This window comes from Wolbachia endosymbiont (group A) of Scambus nigricans, assembly GCF_947251485.1.
GTDB lineage: Bacteria > Pseudomonadota > Alphaproteobacteria > Rickettsiales > Anaplasmataceae > Wolbachia > Wolbachia pipientis.
On record NZ_OX366356.1, the window covers coordinates 610,706 to 630,395 of the forward strand.

The 19,690-nt window shown below is 35.9% G+C and carries 19 protein-coding genes; 14 read left to right on the forward strand and 5 right to left on the reverse strand.

What is annotated here, in order from left to right; genetic code table 11:
- Positions 1–13 precede the first annotated feature (13 nt).
- The 6 genes from iscX (at position 14) to OPR46_RS03560 (ending at position 4,092) form a co-directional block, all read left to right on the forward strand.
- Positions 14–214: a Fe-S cluster assembly protein IscX gene (iscX, locus tag OPR46_RS03535; protein ID WP_007552114.1), complete on the forward strand. Its 201-nt coding sequence runs from the start codon at positions 14–16 to the stop codon at positions 212–214.
- 439 nt (positions 215–653) lie between these two features.
- The gene (locus tag OPR46_RS03540; RefSeq protein WP_010082513.1) at positions 654–995 is read left to right on the forward strand and encodes a DUF721 domain-containing protein; all 342 of its coding nucleotides are present in this window, start codon (positions 654–656) and stop codon (positions 993–995) included.
- Positions 996–1,032: 37 nt separating this feature from the next.
- Positions 1,033–1,347: a 50S ribosomal protein L28 gene (rpmB, locus tag OPR46_RS03545; RefSeq protein ID WP_006279619.1), complete on the forward strand. Its 315-nt coding sequence runs from the start codon at positions 1,033–1,035 to the stop codon at positions 1,345–1,347.
- Positions 1,340–2,203, forward strand: a complete 864-nt coding sequence (gene lipA, locus OPR46_RS03550) for a lipoyl synthase (RefSeq protein ID WP_010082514.1) — start codon at positions 1,340–1,342, stop codon at positions 2,201–2,203. The genes rpmB and lipA overlap by 8 nt, the downstream gene beginning before the upstream one ends.
- A 60-nt stretch (positions 2,204–2,263) precedes the next feature.
- Positions 2,264–2,980 carry a bifunctional demethylmenaquinone methyltransferase/2-methoxy-6-polyprenyl-1,4-benzoquinol methylase UbiE gene (gene ubiE, locus OPR46_RS03555; RefSeq protein WP_264724116.1) on the forward strand — a complete coding sequence of 239 codons (717 nt, stop codon included), beginning with the start codon at positions 2,264–2,266 and terminating at the stop codon, positions 2,978–2,980.
- Entirely contained in the window at positions 2,977–4,092 is a 1,116-nt protein-coding gene (locus OPR46_RS03560; protein WP_265042757.1) for an FtsW/RodA/SpoVE family cell cycle protein, read from the forward strand. The genes ubiE and OPR46_RS03560 overlap by 4 nt, the downstream gene beginning before the upstream one ends.
- Positions 4,093–4,566: 474 nt before the next feature.
- Here OPR46_RS03560 and OPR46_RS03565 read toward each other — a convergent pair whose 3' ends face one another.
- On the reverse strand, positions 4,567–5,430 hold the full coding sequence (locus OPR46_RS03565) for an Rpn family recombination-promoting nuclease/putative transposase (protein WP_182320143.1): 864 nt from the start codon (positions 5,428–5,430) through the stop codon (positions 4,567–4,569).
- 695 nt (positions 5,431–6,125) lie between these two features.
- On the opposite strand from OPR46_RS03565, the gene OPR46_RS03570 reads away from it, so the two are divergent.
- The 6 genes from OPR46_RS03570 (at position 6,126) to OPR46_RS03595 (ending at position 11,242) form a co-directional block, all read left to right on the forward strand.
- On the forward strand, positions 6,126–7,841 hold the full coding sequence (locus OPR46_RS03570; protein ID WP_265042759.1) for an ABC transporter ATP-binding protein: 1,716 nt from the start codon (positions 6,126–6,128) through the stop codon (positions 7,839–7,841).
- Positions 7,842–8,036: 195 nt separating this feature from the next.
- Positions 8,037–8,165 carry a hypothetical protein gene (locus tag OPR46_RS03575; protein WP_264723330.1) on the forward strand — a complete coding sequence of 43 codons (129 nt, stop codon included), beginning with the start codon at positions 8,037–8,039 and terminating at the stop codon, positions 8,163–8,165.
- Between the two features lie 289 nt (positions 8,166–8,454).
- Positions 8,455–10,161 carry an arginine--tRNA ligase gene (gene argS / locus OPR46_RS03580; RefSeq protein WP_265042761.1) on the forward strand — a complete coding sequence of 569 codons (1,707 nt, stop codon included), beginning with the start codon at positions 8,455–8,457 and terminating at the stop codon, positions 10,159–10,161.
- A 95-nt stretch (positions 10,162–10,256) separates the two neighbouring features.
- The gene (locus OPR46_RS03585; protein WP_010962565.1) at positions 10,257–10,481 is read left to right on the forward strand and encodes a hypothetical protein; all 225 of its coding nucleotides are present in this window, start codon (positions 10,257–10,259) and stop codon (positions 10,479–10,481) included.
- Complete coding sequence (locus OPR46_RS03590; RefSeq protein ID WP_077188096.1) at positions 10,462–10,761, forward strand: type II toxin-antitoxin system RelE family toxin; 300 nt, start codon at positions 10,462–10,464, stop codon at positions 10,759–10,761. Before OPR46_RS03585 ends, OPR46_RS03590 begins: the two co-directional genes overlap by 20 nt.
- A gap of 325 nt (positions 10,762–11,086) precedes the next feature.
- The gene (locus OPR46_RS03595) at positions 11,087–11,242 is read left to right on the forward strand and encodes a hypothetical protein (protein ID WP_265042763.1); all 156 of its coding nucleotides are present in this window, start codon (positions 11,087–11,089) and stop codon (positions 11,240–11,242) included.
- A gap of 623 nt (positions 11,243–11,865) precedes the next feature.
- On the opposite strand, the gene OPR46_RS03600 is transcribed toward OPR46_RS03595, so the two are convergent.
- The 3 genes from OPR46_RS03600 to OPR46_RS03610 all read right to left on the reverse strand — a co-directional run bounded on the left by OPR46_RS03600 (position 11,866) and on the right by OPR46_RS03610 (position 15,327).
- A complete protein-coding gene (locus OPR46_RS03600) occupies positions 11,866–13,161 on the reverse strand; it encodes a Na+/H+ antiporter NhaC family protein (protein ID WP_265042766.1) in 1,296 nt (431 codons plus the stop codon).
- Positions 13,162–14,268: 1,107 nt separating this feature from the next.
- Positions 14,269–14,892: a heme ABC exporter ATP-binding protein CcmA gene (gene ccmA / locus OPR46_RS03605; protein WP_155968378.1), complete on the reverse strand. Its 624-nt coding sequence runs from the start codon at positions 14,890–14,892 to the stop codon at positions 14,269–14,271.
- A 3-nt stretch (positions 14,893–14,895) separates the two neighbouring features.
- Positions 14,896–15,327, reverse strand: a complete 432-nt coding sequence (locus OPR46_RS03610; RefSeq protein WP_174515653.1) for a hypothetical protein — start codon at positions 15,325–15,327, stop codon at positions 14,896–14,898.
- Between the two features lie 197 nt (positions 15,328–15,524).
- Between OPR46_RS03610 and aspS the strand changes: the two genes are divergently transcribed.
- A complete protein-coding gene (gene aspS, locus OPR46_RS03615) occupies positions 15,525–17,327 on the forward strand; it encodes an aspartate--tRNA ligase (RefSeq protein ID WP_265042767.1) in 1,803 nt (600 codons plus the stop codon).
- A 61-nt stretch (positions 17,328–17,388) separates the two neighbouring features.
- Positions 17,389–18,651 (forward strand): MFS transporter, encoded by a 1,263-nt coding sequence (locus OPR46_RS03620; RefSeq protein WP_265042768.1) that lies wholly within the window; start codon positions 17,389–17,391, stop codon positions 18,649–18,651.
- A gap of 7 nt (positions 18,652–18,658) precedes the next feature.
- Here OPR46_RS03620 and OPR46_RS03625 read toward each other — a convergent pair whose 3' ends face one another.
- The gene (locus OPR46_RS03625) at positions 18,659–19,582 is read right to left on the reverse strand and encodes an RluA family pseudouridine synthase (RefSeq protein ID WP_265042769.1); all 924 of its coding nucleotides are present in this window, start codon (positions 19,580–19,582) and stop codon (positions 18,659–18,661) included.
- Positions 19,583–19,690 lie beyond the last annotated feature (108 nt).

Below are 19,690 nucleotides of genomic sequence, written 5' to 3' on the forward strand. Positions count from 1 at the left end.
AATACAAAAAGGTATGAAATGGCTTGATATAGAAGATATTGTGGAAGCTCTGGAGGAAAAATTTCCAAATGAGAATATAATTAGTATCAGATTCACTGAGCTTAAAAAAAAGGTCTTGAGTTTAGAGGAATTTGATGATGATGAAAAACGCTGTAACGAAAAAATACTCGAAGCTATTCAAGCAGCTTGGATTGAGGAAAGATTAACCGCATAGCAATAAACCATACGCAAACGTGATTTCTATTACAATTTGCATATTGATTATGCTATTTTTTGGATCTAGCCTGGCAAGTTAATAATAATTTAACTAATTACAATTAAAACAGCTATAAGGTTAATTATGAGGCAAAGATGACAGCACAAAATTTGGTAAATGGAACGATCTTGGCAAGTGCTACGTTGAGATAAGTTTTACATAAAAATACTGCTTTTACGGTGTGAGGCTAGAGGTTTGTAAAGCAGTTAGAAGGTTGTCATCTAAGTAGCGTGACCAGGGCTAGATTCCGCGGCGGAATGACGACTATGCAATATGCGTTGCGGAGTGACGATTATGGTCATACCGTCACGGTATCTCACAAACATGTAGCAGTAATGACAAAATCTCAAGTTATATGTATACTTTTATATTATCTACCTACTAAAAAAACAGAAAAATGCTCAAACGTAGCGGTCCAAAAAAATTAAAGTCTATAATTGAAAACTATGCATTAAAATGCATGAAAAATAAAATTAGCAAAAATGAAATACGTCTTATTTTAAACTGGCGAAATATAGTAGGGAAAGAAATAGCAGAGTGTACAAAACCGAAAAAGATCTCATATGCACAGAATATAAATTCGGGTGTGTTGCATCTGGTAGTAACAAATGGCAGCAAAGCATTGGAAATTCAGCATATGATTTCTCTTATAATAGAAAAAATTACGATATTTTTTGGCTATAAAGCAGTATATGGTATAAAAATTAAGCAAGAGAGTATTGACTATTTGACCATATAAGGTAATCTAAGTACATAGAATAATTTGGTATATTGAAGTGAGTAGAGTTTGTGAATTAACAAATAGAAAGAAATCTTTTGGTAATAAGGTATCACATTCGAATCGTAAAACAAAGCGTACCTTTCTTTTAAACTTACATAAAGTTACGTTGACAAGTGATATATTGAATAAAAAGTTTAGATTTCGTGTGGCAACAAGAACTTTGAGAACTATAGATTACAAAGGTGATTTAGATGCTTTTTTGCTCAACACAAGAACGATTAAACTAAGTGAGAAAGCGCAGAAGATAAAAAGAAGGTTGAAAAAAGTTTTAGTAAAGCAAGAGGTAGAGTTAGCAGTTTCAGATGCATAGCAAACCTCAATGGCTCAGAGCAAAAGCTCCGACCGGTGAAGTATTCAATGAAACCTTAAACATCGTTAAACTGCATAACTTGCATACAGTGTGCGAAGAGGCTGCATGTCCAAATATTGGCGAATGTTGGAATAAACGTCATGCTACTGTGATGATTCTTGGTTCTGTTTGCACTCGTGCTTGTGCATTTTGCAACGTTGCAACTGGCATTCCTGATAAACTAGACCCTCATGAGCCAGAAAATTTAGCAAAAGCGATAAAAAAGTTAAACTTAAAACATGTTGTCATTACTTCTGTTGATCGTGATGATTTACCAGATGGTGGCGCAAATCAGTTTATACAGTGCATAGAAGAAATTAGAAAGATAACTTCAGAAACAACAATAGAGATTTTAACTCCTGATTTTTTAAATAAGAAAGGAGCATTTGAAGCAATCGCTGTTGCATCACCTGATGTCTATAACCACAATATTGAAACAGTGCCGAGATTGTATGCAAAAATAAGACCACGAGCTCGCTATTTTCATTCACTATATTTACTGAAGATGGTAAAGCAGATTAATCCTAAAGTTTTCACAAAGTCAGGGCTTATGGTTGGTCTTGGAGAAACAAAAGAGGAAATACTGCAGGTTATGGACGATTTGCGCAGTGCTGAGGTTGATTTTATTACAATTGGTCAATATCTACAACCAACTCCAAAACATGCAAAGCTTGATAGGTATGTTACCCCAGAGGAATTTGAGCATTATAAATATATCGCTTACTCCAAAGGGTTCCTAGTGGTTGCATCAAGCCCACTAACTCGGTCATCATACCACGCTGAAGAAGATTTTAACAGGCTCAAGGCTTGTCGTTGACATTTGCGTTAATTCAAATTAATTTTTACTAATTATAAAGGAGTTGAGCGACTTTACGTAATGTCTACTATAAAAATCAAGAAGAAATCGCAATTAGTTAAAGAGGTATTCGATTCCGTGGCAAGTCGCTACGACACCATGAATGATATAATGAGCCTCGGAATGCATAGATTATGGAAAGATAGGATGGTAAATAGTGTGCATTTTACAAAAAACTCTAAGGTTTTAGATGTTGCTGGAGGAACTGGAGATATAGCAATAAGAATAGTAAGAAAAGAGCCAAGTGCTAAGGTTACAGTATGCGATATAAATCAAAACATGCTAAGCAGAGGACGTGATAAAGCTATAAATTCAAACCAAATTAATTTTGATTGGGTATGTGCAAGTGCAGAAAGTTTACCATTTGAAGACTCCGAATTTGATTATTGCACAATAGCTTTTGGCATTCGAAATGTTTCTGACCGCAAGAAGGCTTTAAATGAGGCGCACAGGGTATTAAAACCACATGGGAAATTTATCTGCTTAGAATTTGCCCCTATGCACTATCAAAATGAGATATTTACCAAACTTTATGACTTATATTCATTTAAAGTAATTCCTAAAATTGGCAGCATAGTTGCTAAAGACAAGAGTTCTTATGAATATTTAGTGAAGAGCATCAGAGAATTTCCAACTCAGGCTGATTTTAAAATGGAAATTGAAGAGGTAGGCTTTAAGAATGTTGAGTTTCATAATATGAGCTATGGAATAGTGGCATTACACATTGGAACAAAATGAATATTAAACTTTGGTATAGAACGCTGGATTATTATCTCATCCTTCCAGTGGTTTTTTTGCTCACTATAAGCTTCATTCTTGTTTATTCAGCAAGCCCTGTAATTGCGCAGCGTCTTTCTTTACCACAAGATTATTTTATACGGCGTCACACAATTTATATAGTCCTTTCACTAATTACCTTGGTAACATTTTCTTTTCTCAACACAAGAACTATACTTAACCTCTCGTTCGCAGGTTTCATTTTATTTACTATTCTAGTAGCAATTGCGATAATACTTGGTATAGAGGTAAAAGGTGCGAAACGATGGTTACATATTGTCAAAATTTCTGTTCAACCATCTGAGTTCGTAAGGCCATTTTTTTCTGTTGTTATAGCTAGTATCTTGGCCAGCGAAATGAAGTTTAAAATACACATATCAATCATAATATTTCTGTTAGTTTTTGTGTTGTTACTTTTGCAACCTGATTTCAGTATGTCTATGCTTTTAACATATTCTTTTATCGGTCAAATGTTTATTGCATGTATACCATTTTTATACTTTTTATGCATAATAGGAATGGCCACAACTGGAACTACAATAGCTTACTTATGCCTCCCACATATAAAGCAAAGGATTTACAATTTTGTCTTTTTTACGCAGCGCGATAACTTTCAAGTCACAAAATCATTAGAAGCATTCAAAAGAGGTCAATTAACTGGAGTTGGACCTGGTGAAGGTAGCGTAAAAGCCTCTCTTCCTGATTGTCATACAGATTTTGTGTTTTCTGTTTTAGCAGAAGAATTTGGTTTGATTACGTGCTTAGCCACATTGATGTTATTTGGCATCATTTCCGCCCGCTTGCTTTACATTGCATATAGGGAAAATGAATTATTTAATCTGTTGGTGATTCTCGGTATCTCAATGCAATTCATCACACAATTCATAATAAACATAGGGGTAACATTGAGTGTTTTTCCTACCACCGGCATAACCCTGCCGTTACTTAGCTATGGTGGTTCTTCTCTTTTATCTTCGAGCATCGCACTTGGCATAATGCTGTCTTTCAGTAGAAACCAAGCTATCGCATTAAAGTTTCGTGAGCGTGTTATGCTTGGAAGGTATATGGACTAAACTTGTACCGCTCACAACTATTATTGGTATCCCTCCAAAATGGGTATCTGTTCAGATGAGTGGCAAAATAAGGTAGACGAGAAAAGCAACTATAGGAACAAATGGGTGTCATGCAAGTAGCTGATACTGGTATCCAGTCCTTTTGCACAGTTCCATCAAAAACGTTGTAAAGCGCTTTCGTGTTTGCCAACTTAGTGCCCAATCTGGATCCCAGACTGGGATGACAAAAAAAGGAGCACTGGAATTTTTGTTTCAGCATTAGCCATGCATCTGAACAGATATAGCTCTTTTTACAATAATCCGAACAGACCGTAATATGCTACTGGCCTGCTATAGCCATAAACACATATCTTATCGCATTCGGACTATTATAAGAAAGGCTATACCAGAAAATATTCCACTGACATGCTGAACAACAAATACATCACTATGTCGTTTATCGCAAAAACTTATATTTTTCGTAACCATTCACACTTAATTCTGCAATTCTTTGATCTCACTCATAGAAAGACCAGTAGTTTGAGCTATAATATTAAAAGAAACACCTGCTTTAAGTAGATTCTTTGCGACTTCAATTTCCCTCTCTTTTCTACCTTCCTCTTTAGCAAGATCAAGTCTGTATTCAAGAATGGCTTCTTCTTTGCGCAGATCCATTATTCTTTCTTCATAAGCTACTAGATCTTTTTCATTCCAGTGAAACTTATCTAATTCATCATATGCTAGCTTTATTATTGGTGATTTTTCCGCAATTTTTCTGAGATCTTCGTCCGTTGTTTCATCTGCATATTTGAAAAAAAATAGCCAACGGTCTACTACACTTTCTAGTTGTTCTTCTCTACTCTTAGGAAATTTTGGCAGCTCTATGAAGATAAATTGAAAATCTTTTAAGTCATGCTCATTGGTTTTTTCATCTCTTATGGTATGGCTAGATATATAGTCAAGCTTATCAGGGAATAAGGTACAATTTGAAATCGCGATAAAGAAAATCTTCTTTAAATCAACGTATTTACCAGATTTATCAGCTTGTCTTGAGTAAGCCTTAGCAGCATAAAGTTGTGCGCGTTTTTCAAAGCCTTTATCACGAGTGAGCTGCATCTCAATTATATACCTGTTCCCACTAGAATCCCTGCAAAGAACATCAACAATGCTTTGTTTATCAGAAGCAATTTCAGGGTCCATAATGGTGCTTAAGAATTCTACTTCTTGTATAGTGTTGACTTCAGTACATCCTAAAATATCGTTTAAAAAATGGATAAGAATATTCTTATTTTTTTCAGTGCCAAAGATTTTCTTAAATGTTAAATCTAACTTTGGATCGAGAAATTTAGAAAGAGCCATAGTAAAAATACTGAGAAAAGATTAACAATTATACACTATTATTAACAACTATTCAACCATATTTTTAAGTATAGCTATACCGCTGCGGCGCTAACACGTAGCGGGATGACGATTGTCGTTTAGCCATAAACATTAAGGAATTTACCAAATAAAAAAAAGGCAAAAGAAGCCCTAGTCATTGTCTATTTTCAGTATTGGCGTTTTTTAAGTCTTAAACACTGCAATTTAGCTGCTTTTAAATGCAACTCACCTTAGTTTGAATGTTTAAGAAATTTACTAAGTAGAAAAAAAAAGGCAAAGAAAACCCGTGTTAGCTAGTTGTCACTCTCTAATCCTGCAAATTGGCGTACTATACTGTCTTAAACGACTTATAAGCCCGTTTCAGCTTATATAGGTAAAAACCTAGAAATGTTGTGAAGACATAAGGTGCACATAGTGCAAAAAATTAAAAATAAGACGCCAACTACGTTGTTTTCTTGCTGTTTAATCTGCACAGATGAAGATAACTGAACACCTTCAATACCATGATAAGAGGACTGGCGGAGTTTGTCAAGCAAGTTTTTCGTTTCTGCGGGCTACTACCCTTTCTTGGTGGACTATAACAGCTGCAGAACCTAAATTGCTTCATACTACACCTTTCCCCTTTCCCCTGAAACTAGAATCTATATACTTAACTTTAGAAACTTTAAAATACGATGCGATCTAATATTAGGCAGTTATTTTACTATATAAAGCCTAATCTATCCTATTTTGTCATAGCTTTTATTGCAGTTTTATTTTCAGCCTTAACGATCCTCCTCTTTGGCAGAGGCTTAAACGATATAATTGATTCTGGCACAGAGCACGATTTTACTACCAAACTATTAGTTGCAATATTTATAGTTTTAGCCATTTCTCTCACTGCATTTACTCGGTTATATTTCATTGGCATTGGCAGCGGGAAAGTTATCGCAAGAATCAGATATGACTTATATAGCAGTATCACTAACTTGCAACCAAGTTTCTTTGAGAACACAGGCGTACAAGATGTTATCTCAGCGTTAATTACTGATACCTCTGTGCTGCAATCAATAATAAACAGCAGCTTACTAACCATATTACGAAATTTTGTGATTCTGATTGGCAGTGTTGCTATGTTATTATATACAAATATACAACTAACTTCGTATGCAGCCGCAATAATACCTATACTACTCATTATCATGACCTCACTTGGAAAAAAAGTGCGTAGCTATGCACGCTTTGCTCAGGATAAATTAAGTGAGCTTGCGTCATTTAGTGAGGAAAATTTTAGATCTATAGTGACTATCAAATCGTTTGTACTCGAAGAAAATGAAAAAACCCGTTTTAAGGAGTATTTAAACTCAGTATCAAAATCATACGTAAAATTAGTACTCTTGCGTGCTATTTTAGTAACTCTAGTTATCACGTGTGTGATAGGTTCACTAGTTGTTTTGCTCTTTTTTGGTATTAAAGAAGTCTTAAGCAATAATATAACTATTGGAGAACTCTCCTCATTTGTGTTTTATTCAGCGCTTGCGGCAGGAGCTATAAATAATTTGAGCGATAATATCAGTGATTTACAACGAGGTCTTGGAATAGTAGAGCGTTTATTTGAATTTAAAAATATGAAAAGCTCTATAGTAGATGCCGATGATCCTATAAAAATTTATAGTGTTCAAAAAGGAATTTCGTTTAATGGTGTAACATTTTTTTATGAATCTCAGCTTGATAAGCCAGCGTTAAACAATGTATCGTTTTCTATAGAGGCAGGTCAAGCAGTATCAATTGTTGGACCATCTGGCAGTGGTAAAAGCACCATTTTAAAGCTTCTGCTCCGTTTTCATGATCCAAACAAAGGTAGCATTACTATCGATGGGCACAATATTAAGTCAATTGCGCTAAATGACCTCAGATCGTTGTTTGGCTTAGTGCCACAAGATCACATGATATTCTCTTGCTCAATAATGGAAAATATACTATATGGCAAACCAGGTGCCGAATATGAGGAAGTGAAGCAAGCAGCCATCAGCGCTTATGCGATGGAATTTATTGATGAGCTGCCTGATAAATTTGATACATTTGTAGGAAAAAGAGGATTAAAACTTTCTGAAGGACAAAAACAGCGTATTATAATAGCAAGAGCCATACTCAAAAACCCTCAGGTTTTAATACTGGATGAAGCAACCTCTGCCCTTGATTACAAAAGTGAGAACCTCGTGCAAAAAGCCTTGAGCAAGTTAATGCAAAACAGAACAACAATCGTAATTACACACAGGCTATCAACCGCACTCAAGACTGACAAGATTATAGTAATTAATCATGGAAAAGTAGAAGAAGTAGGAACTCATGACTCTCTAATGAGTAAAGACGGGCTGTATGCAAAACTGGCGAAGATACAGTGGAATTGAAAGAAAATTTAAATCATACCGTTAGTTGATATGCTAGATTTATAATTAAAATTATTAAATTTTTAATTTTATTATCTTATAATGGTTCCATAGTTATCCGGAAATTTCGTGATCTGTAGTTTCTTTCATTCACGTTATATTCATAGCTTGTTCTATCTTAATGTAATTCCAATTTTGACTGTATAGGAGGTCTCTATGTTAAAACATAACTATAGTGATAAAATCAATAATCGCTATTCATATACTAACAAATTTTCTTATAGTGATGAGGGTGTAGATGAGACGATCAAGGATAAAATCACAACTGAAGATCAGGTAGTATAGCCTTTCTTATAATAGTCCGAATGCGATAAGATATGTGTTTATGGCTATAGCAGGCGAGTAGCATATTACGGTCTGTTCGGATTATTGTAAAAAGAGCTATAACTGATGATGTTGAAGAGCCTGATGCTGGTAATGATGGTTACAGTGAAGGTATGGCTTTCTCTTACCATGGTTACGGCAACGACTTAATATAAACTCTGATCCAGGAAGATAAAATAGTTAAGATAAACCTTCAACTAGCCCCACTTATTCGCTATATTGTTGGAGGTTTTCATAGTTTTTCTAGTTGATGAACATTTTCAAAAGGGCTTCTTCCTTAATTTTGAGTAAATTAAACGAGTTGAAGCAAAGGGGTATTATAAATACAGATACAACAAACTTTATCGTAGAACCCCCAAGTAACAGAGCACATGGAGACATTTACACAAACGTTGCTATGGTGCTCGCAAAGCATGAAAAGAAGAATCCCATTGAAATTGCAGAGGTTTTAGCCAAAGAATTTGAACTTTTTGATGAAGTTGCAAAAGTGGAAATAGCGGGCCCTGGTTTCATCAACATACACTTAAAAATAAAAGTATGGCATGGGATTTTAAAACAAATAAATGAGCTAAAAACAGAGTTTGGCACCCTAGATATAGGGAACAATCAGGCCATCAATGTTGAATTTGTATCTGCAAATCCAACTGGTCCACTGCATATTGGTCATGCAAGAGGGGCAGTATTTGGTGACGTTCTGGCAAATTTATTGAAAAAAGTTGGTTATAAAGTTACTAAGGAATACTATATTAACGATGCTGGAGCGCAGATAGATACACTAATAAAGTCAGTATATCTGCGGTACAAAGAAGCTCTGGGAGAAAAAATCAGTATAGAAAAAGGTTTATACCCAGGTGAATATTTAAAACCAATAGGGGAGGGGCTAGCTAAAAAATATGGCAAGGAATTTCTAAAAAAGCAAGATAATCAAATAATTAGGGAATATACTTTAAGTTTTATCTTAGAACTCATAAAGGAAGACATGAACTTGCTTGGAGTAAATCATGATGTTTTTACTTCAGAGTATGAGCTACAAAAAAGTGGCAAAATTGAAGAGAGTATAAAGATATTGTCTGACAAGGATCTAGTGTATGAAGGGTACCTGGAGAAACCAAAAGGCAAAGAAAGCGAAAATTGGACTTCCAGAAAAGAGATGCTATTTCGCTCTACAAAATTTGGTGATGACGTTGACCGTGCATTGAAGAAAGAGGACGGCAGTTGGACTTATTTTGCCTCGGATATCGCTTACCATTTTGATAAGATATCGCGTGGTTTTAACAATATGATCGTAGAGCTTGGTAGTGACCACGGCGGTTATGTCAAAAGACTCAAAGCAGTCGTCTCTGCGCTCAGTGATAATCAAGCAAAAATAGAGGTAAAACTGCATAATATTGTGAATTTTTTCGAGAACGGCAAACCTGTTAAGATGTCCAAAAGATCAGGAAACTTCCTAACAGCAAGAGATGTAGTGGAAGAAGTTGGCAGGGACATAACTCGTTTTATAATGCTAACACGCAAGAATGATATGGTCTTGGACTTTGATTTTGCTAAAGTTAAAGAACAGTCAAAAGACAACCCTATTTTTTACGTGCAATATGCGCATGCTCGTGCTCATTCGTTAATGCGTAATGCTCCAAAAGAGCTCCCAACAGCAGATCCTTCACTTTTAAGGACAGGTGGAGAGCTCTTCCTCATAAAAACCTTAGCAAAGTGGCCAGATGTGGTAGAAATTGCAGCAAGGCTTTGTGAGCCACACAGAATTACTTTCTACTTACTTGAAGTTGCAGAAGCGTTTCACGTTTTATGGGGGTATGGCAAGAGTGATTTAAACATGCGTTTCATACTGGAAGACAACTTAAACCTCACCGCTGCAAGAATGTTTCTCGTGCAGGCCTTAGCACACGTCATCGCTTCTGGACTTTCTATCTTCAATATAGAGCCTTTGGAAGAGATGAGTTGATTTTTTTATGCAAGATTGTTTTTTTCAACGAATAGAGAAGTTGACAAAATTAAGTAAAAATGTTATAGTTTATAGTAGTATTTTCTGGTTAATATATGGCTCACAGTCAAAAAAAGCTCAATGTTAATGTAAGTTTTGACAGTAAATTGGCTCAGTATCTTACAGAAATGGCAGAGACTCAAAATAAAACTATTCCTGAAGTTTTAGTAGATTTAGTGGAAGAAGAGTTCGAAGAAGATGTAGAGCTATCCAAAATAGCTGACGATCGCCTCTCTGAAGGTGAAGAAGAAGTAGAGGATGATGAAAACATCTGGAAATAAAACTTACACTATAAAATTCTTAAAAAATGTTATTGAAAAAGAAATTCCAGCTCTTCCGGCAAAGATTAAATTAATGGTTCAGGAGGCCATAAAGAAACGCCTTACAGTTGATCCTTTTAATCTAGGAAAGCCTTTATGTCATAGCTTTAGAGGGCAATATAGGATAAGGGTTAGCAACTACTGTATAATTTACAGCATAAATCATTCAGAGCGCAGAGTACTTATTACTGCAGTGGGGCATAGAAAAAACATTTACAAACACAGGAGATTACACAATTAAAAATATAAGAAAGATCTCACCGCTGCAACTTGTCCAAGCCTTAGCATACGTCATTGCTTCTGGACTTTCTATCTTTAATATAGAGCCGTTAGAAGAAATGAGTTGATTTTTTTTGTTACAATATGTAATGATCAAAATATTATTCAAAGTAGGGTAAAGTTATGACGATCAGTTTTAGGGAGTATTCAACTGTATTCACTGAAGTTGCGGAACAGACAGATTTAAATGGAAATAACATAATTGAAAGAATAAAAGGGCATTAGCATAGATCCCGCTAACAAGCAGCGGGATGACGGTTGTCAGGGTGTCAGGATAGTACCTTCTCTTGTCATCCCAGTGCCCAGACACTGGGATCCAGAAAAGTTTGCTTGTTCACAAGCAAACTAGCATGGAAAGTGGTTACAACATTTTCGATGAGATTATATGGAAAACTGTATTCCAGTGTCAAGCACTGGAATACATCACAGGGGCAATGGAATGACACCCTTTACGGGCTCTTAAATTGCAACTATAAATATTTAAGAAATTTACCAAATGAAAAAAAAGGCAAAAGAAGCCCCATGGTGGTTGGCTATTTATAGCTCTTTTTACAATAATCCGAACAGACCGTAATATGCTACTGGCCTGCTATAGCCATAAACACATATCTTATCGCATTCGGACTATTATAAGAAAGGCTATACTATGTACTAAAATATCGGCGTTTTTTTTATTCTAAAACGCTTGATTAAGAGCGATTTAGCTGCTTTTAACTTGCAACTAACCTACACCGCAAGTGTTTAAGAAATTTACCAAGCAGGAAAAAAGGCAAAGAAACCCTAGGGTAGCTAGTATTCAAATTCTCCCTTGTCAATTTGACGTTTTTTGCTGTCTTAAACGCTTTGTAAGCGCGTTTCAGCTTATATAGGTAAAAACCTAGAAATTTTTAAAGACATGCGATGCACGTAGTGCGAAAAATTAAACATGAGACGCCAAATACCCTAAGTTTTTTGTCATTAACCTGCACAGATTGCGAAGATAAATAAATAGCTTCAGTTTCATGATAAGGGGGTTGGCGAAGGGTGTCAAGTAATTCCGTTCCTTATGGGTAAAAAGAGAGAAACTCTAAGTTGCGGCCGCACAATGTTTCTCTTTTCTGCTGTTGATGATTATTTCGCCTATTGTAACTGCCGCTAGAATAAAGCAATAATATACCTGTGTTAATAAAGAAATAGGTGATACAGAGGCGATGCTACCTGCTAGCAATAGTTGGGAACCATAAGGTAAGATACCTTTTGTAGCACAAGCAAAAACATCTAATAAGTATGCGCTGCGATGTGGCGCAATACTGTGTTTTTGTGCAAGCCTTTTTGCAATGCCACCACTTAGTAAAATAGCAATGGTATTATTGGCAACTAAGGTAGTAAACATAGACGCAATTCCTGCTATCACAAATTCAGCTTTAGTTTTTGTGATATTGCTTTCATCGATGAGTTTATGCAACGCTTTTTGACCTTGCTTGTACATTATATGGCTCAATCCACCGATAAATAGAGCAAATATCACTATTTCGTTTACTTTTTTGAAACCGTCATACACGTCATGAGGAAATTGAATGATAGCATAGTCAAAAAAAGTTATTCCTAGCACACCAGCAATAATTATGTTTATAGTTGTTGTTACTAAAGTGGCGACTTCAAGCAGCCCCATGATTATTAAAGAAATGTAAGGAATAATTTTTATTATAGAATAATAATCTAAATTTGATATAGAAATAATTTTTGTACTATTTGAGGCAACTGCTAGGTAGATGAGTGTTATAATGCTGGCAATAAGTGCAACTTTAGAGTTCATTTTAAGTTTATCTTTTGCTGAAGCTTCCTGTGAAGAAACAGATGCAATGGTGGTATCAGATATCATCGAAAGGTTATCGCCAAACACGGCACCACCTACTACAGTTGCAGTTCCTATTTCGAGACCAAAAGCTCCACTTTTTGCCAGATTAACAGCTATAGGTACCATCAGCGCAACAACTCCCATAGATGTGCCAATTGCAGTTGAAATAAAAGCAGAAGCCAAAAATACTCCAGGCAGCAGTAATCTTGCTGGAAGGAAATTAAGAATTAAATTAGCAACAGTGTCTGCGCTACCAATTGATTGAGTAACTGCAGAAAATGCTCCAGAAAATAAAAAAATTAAACACATAGTAAGGGTGTTTTTGTCACCCATGCCCTTGATAACAGTATCGATGTTATGCTGAGTTTTATTTGTACCACGTGAGACAGCAAAAAATAGTGCTGGTAACAAGCATATTACTGGTGAAACCTGATGAAGTGGATTATCAGTTCCGATAAAAGAAAAATAAGCACCACTTCCAAGATACAAGATTAAAAAAATAATCAAGGGGACAAAAGCTGTCATTTTACTGTACCTAAACTTATAACTATAACTAATTAAGTGGTTTTAAGCAAGTTTGGTTTTCACTAGTTCTACAGGAAGTCAATAGCAGAGTTTTAAACTTCATATTTAATCTACTAAATAAATAGCACATGTAGCTTATTGCTTGACAATAGGATCTAATTGTTGTCTAGATTCCAGCATCACGCGCACAACTGTACGAACATTTGTTTGCGAAGAAATGTTATAGCTGGTTTTGCCTCAAACACAAAGATGTCATCCGAGTAGCTGACTACTTGGATCCAGAAAATTTTGCTGCGAGTAAGCAAATTTGTTTGGTGAGCATAGAAAGTGGAATGTGTAAGCGCAGCCTCAACAGGTTGTCATCCAAGTAGCTGACTACTTGGATCCAGCTGAGTTGGTGAGTATAAAAGTATAGCTAACGCGAGCTCTACGTCATACCGCCGCAGAATAATTAACCGTCATACCGCGATTCATTCGCAGTATCCCTTCGCGGTATCCCTTAGCCGCTGACAAGCAGCGGGATGACGGTTGTCGTTTAGCCATAAACATTAAGGAATTTACCAAATAAAAAAAAGGCAAAAGAAGCCCTAGTCATTGTCTATTTTCAGTATTGGCGTTTTTTAAGTCTTAAACACTGCAATTTATAGCTCTTTTTACAATAATCCGAACAGACCGTAATATGCTACTGGCCTGCTATAGCCATAAACACATATCTTATCGCATTCGGACTATTATAAGAAAGGCTATAGCTGCTTTTAAATGCAACTCACCTTAGTTTGAATGTTTAAGAAATTTACTAAGCAGAAAAAAAAGGCAAAGAAAACCCGTGTTAGCTAGTTGTCACTCTCTAATCCTGCAAATTGGCGTACTATACTGTCTTAAACGACTTATAAGCGCGTTTCAGCTTATATAGGTAAAAACCTAGAAATGTTGTGAAGACATAAGGTGCACATAGTGCAAAAAATTAAAAATAAGACGCCAACTACGTTGTTTTCTTGCTGTTTAATCTGCACAGATGAAGATAACTGAATACCTTCGGTTTCATGATACGGGGACTGGCGAAACTTGTCAAGGAAGTTTTTCGTTTCTAACGGTTGTTGCCAAAAACTATACAAGAAGTCTATTGAAATTACGTATATCAATCGTTGTAAAATCACACAATTGCTCTGTAGAGCTATGCCCTGTAATAATTACTATACCATTTTGCTCAGAGCGTATTGAGATTAGGTTCAGCACTAATTCACACGTTGCACTATCAAGATTACAAAATGGTTCATCTATCAGCCAAACGTTTGCATTAGAAATCAAGAGGCGAGCAAGCGCAACTCTCCTTTTCCAGCCTGCAGAAAGTTCGCCATATCTAATATTAAGTACAGGTTGCAACTGCAAGCAACAAATAGCTGCCACAATCAATTCTCTAGTATTTCGTATTCCTGCCCAGAATTCTACGTTTTGAGCAACAGTTAAGCTATCTTTACAGGCATTCTTATGGCCTATATAGACCATAGAAGGTATATAGGATTTTGGATCATCATATATATCTTTTCCGCAGTGCCTTATATTGCCTGATACCGGTGGTAAAAGTCCAGATAAACTTCTAATTAAGCTGGTTTTACCACTACCATTTGGACCAGTGATTAGAATCTTTGATTTTAGCTCAGCTTTAAAACTGAGATTCTTAAATAGTACCTTATTATTACGAGCGCAGGATAAATTTTCACATTCAAGCATGGATTATCTGCCCTTTCCCTTATGTTTACCTTGAGTTGAAGCCTGAGCTTTTACAAACAGCTCCCAAAATCCTTTCTGTCCGCCTTCTCTATGTATCAATTGTGCAAAACGCTGCATTAAACCATTACCCATCATAACCATCTTTGTCCATTTACCTACCGGTTTTGCTATGTCAACTATTTCTGGATCTTCTTTATAAACTTGCACATCTTTTTGTTTCTCGCGTAGCGTTTCTTGTTGTTTCATCAACTCTTTTTGCTTATTTTTTTGATATAATTCATTGAATTTTCTGTCTTCTTCCCACTCTTCTTTAAAAACTTTTCTAGGAAATATGATTTTTCTAATGCGATTTTTGTATATTTTTCTCAAAAAGAGAAATACTGCAGCTACAGCAAGTAATGTTACGCTATATAATATGATCTGTGTAAGTGGCATTTCCTGTATCTAATTCATTAAAAATACCCTCGCCATTATACCATAATTATAGAAATTGTGCAATTTTTTTTGCGGGTAAAGACAATATAAAAGCAGTACTGCTCTATTTCGAAAATTGCGCAAATATCTGACGAACGGGCTTGTATGTAATAAGGTTTATTTCTATACTTCTTAGAGAATTTAGAAGTAAAACAAATATGAACTGCTATAAAACTCATACGTGCAATGAACTGAGGAAGAACGACGTAGAAAAGGAAGTTACCCTTTCTGGATGGTTATATCGTAAGCGCGACCATGGTAACCTAATTTTTGTTGATTTAAGAGACTTCTACGGAATCACTCAGCTAGTATTTAATAATGACAAAGACTTTTTTGATGAGATATCAAATTTAAAATTGGAGAGTGTAATTACTGTTACAGGAATAGTTGAAGCTAGAACTGAAGATACGGTAAACAGCTCTATTTCTACCGGAGAAATCGAGGTGATAGTCAACAATTTGCGCGTTGAGTCGGAAGTTGAGTTCCACTTTGATGAAGAAATAGCAAAAGAAGAAAGAAGTATATTGGCAAGCATTACCGGCGAGCAAGAATACCCAGAAAACATGAGATTTAAATATCGATTTCTTGACTTAAGACGTGAAAAAGTCCGCAACAATATTATTTTGCGCTCACAAATTATTGCAGAGCTCCGCAAGCTCATGATGGAGCGAGGATTTTTAGAGATTCAAACTCCAATACTCACTGCTTCCTCTCCTGAAGGAGCACGCGACTACCTAGTGCCAAGCAGGCTAAATCCTGGCAAGTTCTATGCATTGCCACAAGCTCCGCAGATTTTCAAACAGTTGCTCATGGTTTCAGGGTTTGATAAATATTTCCAAATTGCACCGTGTTTTCGTGATGAAGACGCAAGGGCTGACCGTTCTCCGGGAGAGTTTTATCAGCTAGATCTTGAAATGTCTTTTGTAACTCAAGAAGACATCTTTCAGATTATTGAGTCTACCTTATATAGAGTGTTTGCTAAATTTTCTCGTAAGTCTGTTGATAAAGATTTTCCACGTGTTACATATAAAGAAGCAATGCTTAAATATGGTTCTGATAAGCCAGATCTGCGCAATCCACTATTAATCAGCGATGTTACAGAAATTTTTCGTGATTCAGGGTTCAATATTTTCAAAAGCAATGTTGAGCGTGGTATGGTAGTGAGAGCCATCCCTGCACCTAAAACAGCAGAGGAACCACGCAGCTTCTTTGATAAAAAGATAGAACATGCGCAAAAAGAATTCGGTGCTAAGGGTCTCGGATATATAACGTTTGATAAAGATGGAACTGCGAAAGGCCCAATTGCTAAATTTCTTGATGAAAATAGGCTAAACCACATAAGAGAAGCAACAAACATAGAGCCAGGAGATAGTGTATTTTTTGCTTCTGACAAAGAGAATGAGGCGGCAAACATTGCAGGAAAAGTACGCACTCTTTTAGGGTCAGAACTCAGTCTTATAGATGATAATATCTTCAAGTTTTGTTGGATCATTGATTTTCCATATTTTGTATATGACGATAAAAGTAAAAAAATCGATTTCTTTCATAACCCATTCTCCATGCCACACGGTGGTCTGAAAGATTTAGAGGACAAAAATCCACTGGATATCCTTGCTTACCAATATGATCTTGTTTGCAATGGAATAGAACTGTCAAGTGGGGCGATTCGTAATAACAAACTGGATATCATGTATAAAGCTTTTGCCATTGCAGGTTATAGCCGGGGAGAAGTTGATACAAGATTCGGTGCACTTGTACGTGCATTCAGATTTGGTGTTCCTCCTCATGGTGGAATAGCACCAGGAGTTGATAGAATAGTTATGCTGCTTGCTGATGAGCCAAATATTCGTGAAGTAATCTGTTTTCCTATGAACCAGCAAGGTGAAGATGTTCTAATGGGTGCTCCTTCCAAGGTGGAGGATAAGCATTTACGTGAATTATCCTTGAAGGTTATTGAATGAAAAATTTTATAGCAAGGAGCACCGGTTAATGATATATTAGGTTATGTTAGGTTGAAAGACCATGAATAATCTCCAAAAAGCAATACTATCAGGCATAATCTGCAACATGATTATATGGTATGAGTTAACTCTATTTGGAGTGTTAACTCATATAATAAGTGACGTTTTTTTTTCATCAGAAAGTGATTACATAAAAAAAATCAAATTTCTTGGCAGTTTTGCAATTGGATTTGGATTTAGACCACTTGGTGCATTTATTTTTGGTTACATTGGAGATAAATACGGCAGAAGGAAAATTTTGCTGACTTCCGTAATATTAGCCTCAATATCATCTACTGCAATTGCGGTTATACCAAGCTTTAAAGAAATAGGAATATTTTCTCCTATATTGCTTCTGCTTTGTAGAATAGCACAAGGAATGGCAGCAGGCGGAGAAACGAGTATCAACTCGGCTTTTTTAATAGAGCATTCGATCGATAAAAAAGATCTAGGTTTTTTAGGCAGCATGAAAGCTTTTAGTGGTGCTCTTGGTTCTATTACATGCTTTATAATGATAGCTATTTGCAAAAAGTTTACAGGTGAAAACTTTGAAATTTGGGGTTGGAGGTTGCTCTTCTATTTCTGCTCCGTTATGGGCATAATAGGCTTTTTAGCAAGATATATAATGGAAGAGAGCTTAGCATATAAAACACACGATAAAAATAAAAGCTTATCTCATTCTCCATTTTTAGAATTAATCAGGGACTATAAAAAAGCATTTATGATAGCAATTGGACTTGGTATTGCCCATAATGCAATTGTTTACTCAGCAATCATGTTTTACAACATATCTGTAAAAGAGCTCATTCTATCAGGTATTGATATTAAAAATGTAGTAAGGATTATAAGTGAAATTATATTTGGAGTGTCTGCAGTGCTGTTTGCAACGCTGTCTGATAAAGTTGGAAGGAAAAGCGTGATGGTTCCTTTATTAATAGTGCTGGCTTGCATTAGCTTACCGGCATTTTCGCTACTGTCCTATGATAACCACTATGTTATAACGCCCGTTTATTTGCTAGTGACTATACCGATAAGTGCATCTTTTGGAATATACAATTCTCTTGCCTGCGAGTTATTTCCAACGAAAGTTAGATGCACTGGCTTCAGTTTAGCAAATAACATATCTGCAGGAATATTTGGTGGCCTTTCTCCATCCATATGCATGTGGCTCATAGAAAAAACCGAAACAAAACTTGCAGCAGGTGTTTATCTTACCACCTGCGCATTAATTAGCCTAATATCTGTGCTTCAAATCAAAGCCAAAGACAGAAAAGTTGATTGGTGAAATCGTTTCAGTCGAAAAATAGCGCTTCAATAGACTTTTCAATGTGCTTAGGGATAGGAGCGGTAATAGTGATTTCTTTATTGTTTGGCAATTTTAAAAATAAAGAATGCGAATGAAGGTGAATTTTACTTGCCACTCCGTCAATAAAAGCTTTTTTACCGCCGTATTTACCGTCACCAAGAATAGGGCAATTTATATGAGCTAAATGTGCACGTAACTGATGGGTTCTGCCGGTAATTGGTTGTAATTTTAAATAAGCAACATTGTGTTTGGATTTTGCTATAATTGAAAAATGCGTAGTGGCATTTTGAGGTGAATTTTCATCAACGATCACTTTTTCTTGACCTGAAACATATTTTTTCGCCAATGGATAGTCTATTGTTCCACTATCCTTGCTCGGTATGCCAGAAGTCAATGCTAAATAAGTTTTTTTTACTCTTCGTCCTTTAAATTCCTCCATAAGGTATCTTGCAACATTAGCATTGCGTGCGAATATTATCACTCCACTCGTATCTCTATCTAGCCTATGGACAATTTTAAATGTTTCTCCCTCTCTTATTTGGTCAAGCAAATCACTAATACTAATCTTTACTTTTACGCCACCTTGAACGATGACCCCTGCGGGTTTGTTTATAGCTAATATATATTCGTCTTCATATAATATGTTCTCTCTTAGTAGATTCACTAACTTTTCGTTATATTTGCGATCAGAATTAGCGTTCTCAATGTAATTCAAGTGCTTCAGCGTTATAGTTTGCCCAGAATTTACTCTATCACTGGACTTTGCTTTGCAATCATCAACTTTGATTAATCCTTTCCTTAAAGATTTTTCAATTACAGATTGCTTTAGATCAGGAAAGATTCTTCTGATGTACCTATCCAGCCTAACGTTATCGTCTTCTATTAATATGGTTTTTATACTTTGTAGCATTCCATTATTTATAATGAATATCTAGTGAAATGTCAATTATTGGTGTCATTCCAGTGTCAAGCACTGGAATGACACCGAAGGGGCTACTGCCGTCATAAAGGAACCAGT